10 protein-coding genes, 1 tRNA gene and 1 pseudogene are annotated in these 10865 nt (G+C 61.3%); 6 read left to right on the forward strand and 6 right to left on the reverse strand.

Annotated elements, in window-relative coordinates; translation table 11 throughout:
* The first annotated feature begins 157 nt into the window (after nucleotides 1–157).
* The 3 genes from ileS to GGR38_RS07235 are packed head-to-tail and all read left to right on the forward strand — an operon-like array spanning nucleotide 158 to nucleotide 3954.
* A complete protein-coding gene (ileS, locus tag GGR38_RS07225; protein ID WP_183624054.1) occupies nucleotides 158–2989 on the forward strand; it encodes an isoleucine--tRNA ligase in 2832 nt (943 codons plus the stop codon).
* Nucleotides 2986–3531, forward strand: a complete 546-nt coding sequence (gene lspA, locus GGR38_RS07230) for a signal peptidase II (protein ID WP_183624057.1) — start codon at nucleotides 2986–2988, stop codon at nucleotides 3529–3531. The genes ileS and lspA overlap by 4 nt, the downstream gene beginning before the upstream one ends.
* 6 nt (nucleotides 3532–3537) lie before the next feature.
* Nucleotides 3538–3954 (forward strand): DUF3035 domain-containing protein, encoded by a 417-nt coding sequence (locus tag GGR38_RS07235; RefSeq protein WP_168603271.1) that lies wholly within the window; start codon nucleotides 3538–3540, stop codon nucleotides 3952–3954.
* A 299-nt stretch (nucleotides 3955–4253) separates the two neighbouring features.
* Here GGR38_RS07235 and GGR38_RS07240 read toward each other — a convergent pair whose 3' ends face one another.
* From GGR38_RS07240 to GGR38_RS07265, 6 genes are all read right to left on the reverse strand, one after another.
* A complete protein-coding gene (locus GGR38_RS07240) occupies nucleotides 4254–5183 on the reverse strand; it encodes a bifunctional riboflavin kinase/FAD synthetase (RefSeq protein WP_183624058.1) in 930 nt (309 codons plus the stop codon).
* 12 nt (nucleotides 5184–5195) lie between these two features.
* A complete protein-coding gene (locus GGR38_RS07245) occupies nucleotides 5196–5684 on the reverse strand; it encodes a dihydrofolate reductase (protein ID WP_183624059.1) in 489 nt (162 codons plus the stop codon).
* Between the two features lie 10 nt (nucleotides 5685–5694).
* Nucleotides 5695–6756: a 5-(carboxyamino)imidazole ribonucleotide synthase gene (locus GGR38_RS07250; RefSeq protein WP_183624060.1), complete on the reverse strand. Its 1062-nt coding sequence runs from the start codon at nucleotides 6754–6756 to the stop codon at nucleotides 5695–5697.
* A gap of 3 nt (nucleotides 6757–6759) precedes the next feature.
* Nucleotides 6760–7248 (reverse strand): 5-(carboxyamino)imidazole ribonucleotide mutase, encoded by a 489-nt coding sequence (gene purE / locus GGR38_RS07255; protein WP_183624062.1) that lies wholly within the window; start codon nucleotides 7246–7248, stop codon nucleotides 6760–6762.
* Between the two features lie 5 nt (nucleotides 7249–7253).
* A complete protein-coding gene (gene gpmA / locus GGR38_RS07260; RefSeq protein WP_183624064.1) occupies nucleotides 7254–7940 on the reverse strand; it encodes a 2,3-diphosphoglycerate-dependent phosphoglycerate mutase in 687 nt (228 codons plus the stop codon).
* Nucleotides 7941–8083: 143 nt separating this feature from the next.
* Nucleotides 8084–8323, reverse strand: coding sequence for a hypothetical protein (locus GGR38_RS07265; RefSeq protein WP_183624112.1), 240 nt, complete (start codon nucleotides 8321–8323; stop codon nucleotides 8084–8086).
* Nucleotides 8324–8391: 68 nt separating this feature from the next.
* Here GGR38_RS07265 and GGR38_RS07270 point away from each other — a divergent pair.
* The 3 genes and pseudogenes from GGR38_RS07270 to GGR38_RS07280 form a co-directional block, all read left to right on the forward strand.
* A tRNA-Thr gene (locus GGR38_RS07270) sits at nucleotides 8392–8466 on the forward strand.
* 401 nt (nucleotides 8467–8867) lie between these two features.
* A complete protein-coding gene (locus tag GGR38_RS07275) occupies nucleotides 8868–9728 on the forward strand; it encodes an FkbM family methyltransferase (RefSeq protein WP_183624067.1) in 861 nt (286 codons plus the stop codon).
* Between the two features lie 87 nt (nucleotides 9729–9815).
* A pseudogene (locus GGR38_RS07280) lies at nucleotides 9816–10769 on the forward strand (IS701 family transposase); the annotation flags it as partial.
* Nucleotides 10770–10865 lie beyond the last annotated feature (96 nt).

Below are 10865 nucleotides of genomic sequence, written 5' to 3' on the forward strand. Positions count from 1 at the left end.
TCCCCCAACCCACCCCGATGGCAAACCACGCACAACCCCATAGTGGGATTGCAAAGGGGCCCCGCCCTTTGCCCGCCGGAGGCACAAATCAAATCACACGCCCCACCATCATCAAGATTTGCGGAAATCCCCCCGAATCGCTAAGGCCTGCGCCGTCATGACCGAGAAACGCGATTTTCGACCCACCGTCTTCCTGCCGAAGACTGATTTCCCCATGAAGGCCGGCCTTCCGCAGAAGGAGCCGGGCATTTTGAAGGGGTGGCAGGAGCAGGATCTGTACCGCCGCCTGCGCGATGCGCGCGCGGGGCGTGAGAAGTTCATTCTGCATGATGGTCCGCCCTATGCGAATGGCAATATTCATGTGGGCCATGCGGTTAATCATATCCTCAAGGACATGGTGGTTCGTACCCAGAGCCTGAAGGGTCTGGACGCGCCTTATGTGCCCGGTTGGGATTGCCACGGCCTGCCCATCGAGTGGAAGGTCGAGGAAGAATATCGCAAGAAGAAGAAGAACAAGGACGAGGTTCCGCCGCGCGAATTCCGCGCCGAATGCCGCGCCTATGCGCAGACTTGGGTCAATGCCCAGCGCGAGCAGTTGAAGCGTCTGGGTGTTAATGGCGATTGGGACAATCCCTATCTGACCATGGATTTTCAGGCCGAGGCGACCATCGTAGGCGAGCTTTTGAAGTTTGCCCAGTCGGGCCAGCTCTATCGTGGCGCCAAGCCGGTGATGTGGAGCCCGGTGGAAAAGACCGCACTGGCCGAGGCCGAGGTCGAGTATGAGGACATCACCAGCACGCAGGTCGATGTGGCCTTCGAACTGGTCGAAGTGCCCGCCGCGCCCGAACTGGTCGGCTCCAAGGTGGTAATCTGGACCACCACGCCATGGACCATCCCGACCAATCAGGCCCTCGCCTTTGGCCGCGCGATCGATTATTCGCAGATCCGCGTGGGCGATCAGAAGTATCTGATTGCCGAGCCCCTGATCGAGGCGTTTTTGAAGCGCATCGACGAGGATGGCTATGACTTCCTGATGTATGTGAAGGGGCCGGTTCTGAACGGGGCCAAGGCGCGCCACCCGATGGCCGCGCGCTTCCCTGACAGCGAGTTCTTCACCAAGCTGCGCCCGCTGCTGGCCGGCGATTTCGTCACCGTCGAATCGGGCACCGGCTTTGTCCATATGGCGCCCGACCATGGCGAGGACGACTTTTTGCTGTGCAAGGCCAACAAGATCAATCCGGTCTTTGCGGTCGAGGGCGACGGCAAATATCGCGCTGACTGGCCCTGGCTGGGCGGCGAAGGCAGCGTCATCAACCCCAAGTTCAACGCGCCCGACGGCCCGATCTGCACCGCGCTGCGCGAAGAGGGCGGTTTGTTGGCGGCTTCGGCCGATTACAAGCATTCCTATCCGCATTCGTGGCGGTCCAAGGCCAAGGTGATCTTCCGCTGCACGCCGCAGTGGTTCGTGCCGATGGACAAGGATCTGGCCCCGCTGAGCGAGGCCGACGACATGTTCGATCTGGCCACGATCCTTTCGCCCGATACTTTGCGCGAACGCGCCAAGCACGCGATTGCCGAGACGCGCTTTGTGCCCGAAAAGGGCCGCAACCGCATCGGCGCGATGGTTGAAGGGCGTCCTGACTGGGTGCTGTCGCGTCAGCGCGCATGGGGCGTGCCGATCACTCTGTTCGTGGATCGCAAGACCGGCGAATATTTGGTCGACAAGCAGGTCAACGCCCGCATCATCGCCGCCATCCGTGAGGAAGGCGTGGACGCTTGGGACGAGGCACGCGCGCAGGAATATCTTGGTGCCGATTATGATGCCGAGGATTACGAGCGCGTCACCGACATTCTCGACGTGTGGTTCGACAGCGGCAGCACCCATGCTTTCGTGATGGAAAGCGGCCGCTGGCCCGACCTGCTGCGCCCCGAGGGCTATCGCGGCCCCCGCGCCGACCTCTATCTCGAAGGCAGCGACCAGCATCGCGGCTGGTTCCAGTCCTCGCTGCTCGAATCCTGCGCCACGCGCGGCCATGCGCCCTATAAGGCGGTGCTGACCCATGGTTTCACCATGGACGCCAAGGGCATGAAAATGTCCAAGAGCCTTGGCAATACGGTCGATCCGCTCAAGGTCATGGAGACTTACGGCGCGGATATCGTCCGTCTGTGGGCGCTGTCGGTGGATTACACCGAGGATCACCGCATCGGCGATGAAATCCTCAAGGGCGTCGCGGATCAGTATCGCAAGCTGCGCAACACGTTCCGCTATCTGCTGGGCGCGCTGGACGGCTTTACCGATGCTGAAAAGCTGCCGGTTGAGGAGATGCCCGAGCTGGAGCGCTATATCCTCGCGCTGCTGGCCAAGCTGGATGGGGAATTGAAGGTTGCGGTCGATGCTTTCGACTTCAACACCTATGTCCGCAGCTTGGTTGATTTCTGCAACGAGGACCTCTCGGCCTTCTTCTTCGATATCCGCAAGGACTCGCTCTATTGCGATGCCCCCACGGATGCGAAGCGCCGCGCCTATCGCACCGTGCTGGACACCCTGTTCCACGCGCTGATCCGCTATGCCGCGCCCGTGCTGGTGTTCACGGCGGAGGAAGTATGGAAGTCGCGCTTTGCCGATGCCGACAGCGTGCATTTGCTGGAATGGCCGGTGGTCCCGGCGGTCTCGCTCGATGGCGAACGCTGGGATGCCCTGCGCGCCCTTCGCGCCGAAGTGCTGGCCGCGATTGAGCCTTTGCGCCGCGACAAGACGCTGGGTTCCAGCCTCGAAGCGCAGGTGACCGTGGCCGCTGATGCGCCGGAGGCTGATCTGGCCGAACTGTTCATCAGCGCCAGCGTGACGCGCGGAGATACGTTGAGCGTTGCTCGCACAGAAGCCCACAAATGCGGCCGCTGCTGGCGCCACCTGCCGGAAGTTTCCGAGGATGGCGACCTGTGTTCACGCTGCGATCAGGTTGTGTCCGCCATGGACGGTGCCGAATGACGACCCTTGCGCAAACCTCCCCTGTCAAAGCGCGCCTGCTCGGCTTTGCCGTGGCGGGGGCGGTGTTTGCGCTGGATCAGATCGTTAAATGGGCGATGATCGGCCCGCTCGATCTGCCCCGCGTTGAACAGATCACGCTGCTGCCCATCTTCAACTTCACCTGGGCGGAAAATTATGGCGTGTCGCTGGGCCTGCTCACGGCGGGCTCGGATCTCGAACGCTGGCTGCTGGTGGGCATGACCGGCGCGATTGCGCTGGGCGTGGCGATCTGGATCTTTGTCGAGCGGCGCATGGGCGAAATCCTCCCGCTCGGCCTCGTGCTGGGCGGCGCGCTGGGCAATATCCTCGACCGCGTGGCCAAGGGCTTCGTGGTCGATTACGCCGATCTCCACATCGGATCGTATCGCCCGTTCTATATCTTCAACCTCGCCGATGTCGCCATCACCTTCGGCGTATTGATTATCCTTGCCCGGAGCTTTCTTTCGGGCAAAAAGCGTGGCCACATCAAGCTGGACGCCGCGCCGTCCACCCCGGAGAACTGAACCACAATGCGCAAGATTTCCGCCATCCTGCTGGCCGGCACGACCTGCCTGATGCTCTCCGGCTGTGGCGCGGGCGGGCTGTTCAACCGCGTGCGCCCCGATGAATTCGCCGTCCAGCGTCAGACGCCGCTGTTCGCCCCGCCAGATTTCGCGCTGACCCCGCCGCAGCCCGGCGCCCCGCGCCCCAACACCCGCCCCGGCCAGGTTGAAACCACCGAAGCGATGTTCGGCCCCGCGCCCCAGCGCAGCGGCGTGGAAAATGCCGCCGTGGCCAAGATGGGCACCGGCGATGCCTCGATCCGCTCGACCGTGGCCGACCCCAAAACCGCCACCGCCAACAAGGGCGATGTTACCCGCACCATCGTGGCCGCCCCCGAAGGCGATGGCCGCGAAGCGCAGGCCAAGACCCCGCCGCGCCAGTAATCGCGCGGGTTGCCATTGGTTTCAAAAGGCCCCTGCCCGGTTGGGTGGGGGTTTTTTGTTGGTGGGCTTTATGCCTCCGGCGGGCAAAGGGACTCGTCCCTTTGCAATCCCATTATGGGGTTAAGCATGGTTTGCCATTGGGGTGTTTTGGGGGATGTTTTAAAGCCTGCAGCGCTGTGAGCTCATGCTTGTCCGCGCCGCAGGCTTTAAAAATTCAACCGCCGCGTCCGACACCTGACGCTAAACCCTTGGCACAACGCAGACATTAAAGGGAGCGCGAGGGGCCAGACCCTCGCATCTTAAACCCCCTCCAAAACCTTCCGCGCGTCATCACAATCCCGCCCGATCTGCGCGATCAATGCATCGAGGGAATCGAACTTCGCCTCAGCCCGCAGAAAGGCGTGAAACCCGATCTCGATCTCCTGCCCATAAAGATCGCCGGAGAAGTCGAAGAAATGCGGTTCGAGCAGCTCTTTGGGCGGGTCGAAATGGGGCCGGATGCCGATATTGGCCGCCCCTTTCAGCACGCGCCCGTCGGCCAACCGCCCCGTCACCGCGTAAATGCCATAGGCAGGCCGCAGATAGTCGCCCAGCGCCATGTTGGCCGTGGGAAAGCCGATTTCGCGGCCCAGCTTGTCGCCATGCTGTACGGCGGCCCGCATGGCAAAGGGGCGCGTCAAAAGGCGCGTGGCCAGCGCAATATCGCCCGAGGTGAGCGCACGGCGGATACGGCTGGATGAGACGATCTCGCCCCCCTCCATCACCGCGCCTACCGCCTCTGCGCCAAGGCCGATCTCGGCCCCCATCTCGCGCAAAGTGGCGACCGAGCCGGAGCGGCCCTTGCCAAAGGTGAAATCCTCGCCCGTCACCACGCCCGCTGCGCCCAGTTGACGGCCCAGCACGTCATAGACCCAGTCATGCGCGCTGCTGGCGGCCATGGCGGCGTCAAAGGCAAAGACCAGCATGGCGTCGGCCCCGGCCTGCGCGAACCATTCCTCGCGCTGCTCCAGCGTGGAGAGGCGGAACGGGGGCGAACCGGGGGCAAAAAACTCGACCGGATGGGGATCGAAGGTGGCGACAATCGCAGGCCGCCCTTCGGCGCGGGCCCAGCGCAGGGCCTCGCCCACCACGGCCTGATGGCCCAAATGAAAGCCGTCGAAATTGCCCAGCGCGATGATCGCACCGCGTAAGGCTTCCGGAATGGGCTGGCGGGAATCGAGACGGATCATGGAAAAAAGCGCCTATCCCGCCCTTTCCAGCGTGACAAAGGCAAAAGCCGGTCTGCCCTCTTGGGCATGATGCTCTTCGCGGGCGGTTTCGACCCATTCGGGGCCGATCGTCAGAGGGAAATGCGTGTCGCCCTCTGGGCTTGCGTCGATTTCGGTCAATTCGATACGGTGGGCGATGGGCATGAACTGGGCATAGATCTGCCCTCCGCCCACCACGCAGACCTCGTCGACATCGCCCGCCAGCGCCAGCGCCCCGGCAAGATCGGTCGCGACCTCGGCCCCTTCTGCCTGCCACGCCGCATCGCGGGTCAGCACGATATGGCGGCGGCCGGGCAGCAATCCGGGCAGGGATTCAAACGTTTTGCGCCCCATGATCATCGGCTTGCCCATGGTCTTGGCCTTGAAATGGCGCAGGTCGGCGGGCAAATGCCACGGCATAGTGCCATCGGCGCCGATCACGCCATTGGCCGCGCGGGCCACAACAAAGGTGATCCGCTCCATTATCCTCTGCTCACGCCTCAAGCTTCAGGCGGGTGACATGGCCCATCTTGCGTCCGGGCCGCGCCGCCGCCTTGCCATAGAGATGCAGGTGGTTGGCCGGATCGGCCAGAATTTCGGCCCAATCATGGGCATCATCGCCAATCAGGTTCAGCATCCGCGCGCCGGGAACTGCCAGCGTGGTCAGCCCCAGCGGCAGGCCGCAAACGGCGCGAATATGGTTCTCGAACTGGCTGGTGATCGCGCCCTCGATGGTCCAGTGGCCCGAATTATGGACGCGGGGTGCCATTTCGTTGAACACCGGCCCATCTTCGGTCGCGAAAAATTCCAACGTCAGCACGCCGACATAATCAAGCGCCTCGGCTACCTTCTGTGCCAGCGCGCGGGCCTCCGGCACTTGCGCGGCAATCGCGGCGCCGGCCGGCACGGTCGAGGTGTCGAGAATGCCGTTCACATGGACATTTTCCGCGCTGTCCCAGAACTGTACGCTGCCATCGGCGGCGCGGGCCAGAATCACGGAAAACTCGCCAAAGAAGGTGACGAAACCCTCGTAAATCAGCGCCTGAGGCGGCAAATCCAGCCCCTCAGCATCGGCGGGCGTCATGATCCGCCACTGCCCCTTGCCGTCATAGCCGTCACGGCGGGTCTTCAAAATCCCCGGCGCGCCGATTTCAGCGACCGCGCGGGCCAGATCCTGCGCCCCGTCCACCGCCATAAAGGGTGCCGGACGCCCGCCCAACGCCGTCACAAACCGCTTTTCGTTCAAGCGATCCTGCGCCGTTTCCAGCGCGCGCGGATGGGGCAGCAGGGGCGTTGCGCCGACCGCAGCCAGCGGCGCGACCGGAACATTTTCAAACTCATAGGTGATGACCGCGCAATCCGCCGCAAAGCGCGCCAAAGCCGCCTCGTCGGTATAGTCCGCGCAGGTAAAGCGGCTGCAGACCTCAGCCGCAATACTGTCGGCCTCGGGCGCAAAGATATGCACGCGATAACCAAGACGGGCGGCGGCAAAAGCCATCATTCGGCCCAGTTGGCCGCCACCCAGAATGCCGATCGTTTCACCCGGAGCAATCATGCGTTATTCCGGGCGCTCCGCCACGCCTTCGGTCTGCGCCACGCGAAATTCCTTCACGCGCGCGGCCAGAGCTTCGTCGCTGGTGGCCAGGATCTTGGCTGCCAGCAGGCCCGCGTTGGTCGCGCCCGGCTCGCCGATGGCCAGCGTGCCGACCGGAACACCCGCAGGCATCTGGACGATCGAGAGCAACGAATCCTGACCCGAGAGCGCCTTGGACTGAACCGGAACGCCCAGCACCGGCAGATGCGTCATCGAGGCGACCATGCCCGGCAGATGCGCCGCGCCGCCCGCGCCCGCGATGATGACCTTGAAGCCTTCATCGGCGGCGCCCTTGGCGAAATCGACCAGACGGTCGGGCGTGCGATGCGCCGAAACGATCCGCACATCATGCGCCACACCCAACTGCGTCAGGATGTCAGCGGCCTTTTTCATGGTGTGCCAGTCCGACTGGCTGCCCATGACGATGGAAACGACGGCTCCGGGACGGGTCATATGTTTTACCTCTCCGACAGATAATAGCGTTCGAGCGCGTTCAGATTGTCATCCAGCTCATAGACGATAGGCTGGCCGGTGGGGATCTCAAGGTTGAGGATATCCGCATCCGAAATATTCGACAGATGCTTGACCAGCGCGCGCAGCGAATTGCCGTGCGCGGCCACGATCACCGTTTCGCCCTTGGCCAGTTCCGGCGCGATCGTGCTTTCATAATAGGGCAGCACGCGCTCGATGGTCAGCTTGAGCGATTCCGTGCTGGGAATGTCGATCCCGGCATAGCGCGCGTCTTGCTTAAGATCGAACTCGCTGCCGTCTTCCAGCACCGGCGGCGGCACGTCGAACGAACGGCGCCAGATCTTGACCTGCTCGTCGCCATGCTTGGCGGCCGTCTCGGCCTTGTCCAGACCGGTCAGTCCGCCATAGTGGCGTTCATTAAGGCGCCAGTCCTTATATTCGGGGATCCACACCCGGCCCGCCGTTTCCAGCGCCAGATGCAGCGTGCGGATCGCGCGGGTCTGCACGCTGGTGAAGGCCACCGTAGGCAGGATGCCCTTTTCCTTGAGCAGGGCGCCCGCCGCGCGGGCTTCGCCCTCGCCCTTTTCGGTAAGATCCACGTCCCACCAGCCGGTGAAGCGGTTTTCAAGGTTCCATTGGCTTTGACCATGACGGACGAGAATCAGACGAGGCACGGGTTCTGGCACTCCCTCAAATGCAGCGTGAATACACCTTTATCGCGGCCCTAGCCCTTTGCCGCGACAATGGGAAGCAAGGATTTGCCCGAATTTCGCGCGCGCGTGGGCGTGCGTGTACGCATGAGAAAAAGCGGGGGGTTTCATGCTTGCGAATCACCTGTCGGGGCATGCGTGTCCTCCATTGCGCGGCTCTGCGCCTTGCGGCGGCGCAGATTTTCGCGCAGCTTGGCCGCGAGGCGTTCTTCACGCGAAGGAGCGGAAATGGTGGGTTTTTCAGGGTTGTTCATGGCTTCTGTCTCGTCTTGCACCCCCTGTTTGGCGAAGGTGGAGGCAGACTTCAAGCAACCCTTTTGCAAAAATGCAGGAAGGGCGCTTGACATTCCTTCGACCCCCGGCCATTAGCGCGCCTCCGCTGCGGCACTGGTCGCACCGGCGATGACTGTGGTGTGCTGCTGTAGCTCAGTGGTAGAGCGCATCCTTGGTAAGGCTGAGGTCGGGAGTTCAATCCTCCCCAGCAGCACCACAGTTCATCCCGCATGATGCGGGTTTAGCAAAATTGCTTTCTTTGGGTTGATCTATCTACACTGGATAGAGCGCCTACGGTTTTGCTGATCGGAAGTTTCGGATCTTTCGCATCGGATGTGTTGTCGTGAGGCAGCACGAGGCGCAGCTGCCCTTTGGGAATGTTGACAAGGGTGCAGATCTTCGCTTTGTTGCCGTCACATGAGTGGTATTGGCTCAAGCGCTTTTTCGTCCAATTGGCGTTGGACCTTGATGTAGCCGCTACTGATCTGGCCTGTCAGGTTGTCCCTTTTCTTCGGTCAATACTCATCCGGTAGAGGGTATGGGCTTCCGTTCCTGCCTGATGAACGGTATAAATCGTTATCATAATAGAGTTTTATTTTATAGGGTTCAGGAGCAACGATGTTTGATCTGGCGGGCCTTTTTTCGCGTTTTTTTTCAAAAGTGCCTGAGTCTGAGCAGCACGTTTTCTGCCAATATGTTGGCGATGATACCATATTGACTGGCGGTCATGATGAGCTTTTTCTCTATCTGGATGGACGAGATGCCAGTCTTACACCATGTCTCCTGCGAGATCGTGAGTGGGAGCCGGCGATTAGGAACTGGCTTGCGCTGAACGTTCGGCTTGGCACCTGTTTTGTCGATATTGGTGGGAATATCGGTTTTCACGCGCTGACCGCTGCGCGCCACGTTGGATCAGACGGCTTAGTTGTCGCATTCGAGCCGCAAGAGCGCTTGCTCAATCTGTTCAAGCGCAGCATCAGTGCCAATGTTATGTCCGGTTATGTCCATGGCTGGCGCTTGGCGATCGGTGATCGGCACGATCATGTTCACCTTGGCAAATTCGAGCATCTGACTGGATCCGCAACACTGACCGGCAATGAGTTGATCGTCGAGCGTGAAGCAGTGGAGATGGTTCCTTTGCCTTTGGCGCTGGAGCGGGTGGAGGCTAAGGTCGGTCGCCCTTGCGTTCCGGGCACTATCAAGATTGATGTAGAGGGGTTCGAGGTCGAAGTATGGGAAGGGATGAAAGTGTGGACCCGGGGCCAAAGTGATCTGGCCATCATTCTGGAGTTTTCACCGGTCAGTTATCGCGATCGCGGCAACGATCCGCATGCCTTGCTTGAAGATTTCGCGGCTCATGATTTTTCGATAGCCTTGCTGGAGCGCGACGGGTCCACACGCGATTTGCCCCGCTCTGAATGGGTAGACATGGCAAGTTCGCGTCAGCAGTTCGATCTCGTCTTGAGAAAAGGCGCCTAGCAATACTTTGGCAGAAATGTGATTTTTGGGATTCCCTTTTCGGCGGATGCGTGATTCATGAGGAACCAGCTTTGACGGAGGCTGGCGATGGACGCGGATTGGCAGGCAGATCTCGAGCGTTGGCTTGACCCGTTTCTCAAAGGCCTGGGCAACAAGAAGCGGCGGCGAATGTGCCCAGCCTATATTGCTGGATTGATCGGGCCGGGAGACCGCAAAAGCATCCAGCCGATGGCCGCTAGAGCCGGCGCGATCAGCTATGATCGCCTTCATCATTTTATCGGCGCTGGCGTCTGGGACAGCGCACCGCTGGAAACCGCTTTATGGGAACAAGCCGATGCCCTCGTGAGCGGAGCGAAAGCCTGGTTGATCATCGATGACACGGCCATGCCCAAGAAGGGCACCAGTTCTGTTGGTGTCGCGCCTCAATATGCCTCGACGCTGGGCAAGCAGGCCAACTGCCAGACCATGGTCTCGGTGACGCTGGCATCCGGCGAGGTCCCTGTCATGTTGAGCTTACGGCTGTTTCTACCGGATAGCTGGACCGAGAATAAGGAGCGCATGATCAAGGCCGGCGTTCCCGAGGAATTTCGCCAGGCTAAAACAAAGCCTTCCATCGCGATTGAGGAGATCGACCGGATTGCGGCTGCCGGCATGCGGTTCGGCTGTGTGCTTGCTGATGCTGGCTATGGCCTGTCAGCCTTGTTTCGGCAGGCATTGAGTGCACGCGGGCTTTGCTGGGCGGTGGGAATTCCCAAGCATCAGAAGGTATACCCTGCCGACGTGCAGCTGGTTTTCTCTGTGGCGGTGCGGGAGCGGCCACGCCTGCGTCATGTGCCTGACATCAAGTCGGTCGCAGTTCATACCATGTTGGAGAATGCCAAATGGCGCCGGGTGAGTTGGCGCCGTGGAACCAAAGGGCGTCTGGTAGCGCGCTTTGCCGCCTTGCGTGTGCGTATCGCCGACGGTGCGCCACAGCGTATAGGTACCGCAGACGCGCAACACATGCCTGGCGAGGAAGTCTGGCTGGTGGGCGAGCATCGTTTGTTGATGGCGGAGTAAAATGCCCCGGAAGAGGCAAAGTAAAATTCCTCACTTCTTCTGATTGACCCTGTCCGGGGCGAGCCCCGGACAGGGTCA

Source organism: Novosphingobium sediminicola (assembly GCF_014196525.1).
Classification (GTDB): Bacteria; Pseudomonadota; Alphaproteobacteria; order Sphingomonadales; family Sphingomonadaceae; genus Novosphingobium; species Novosphingobium sediminicola.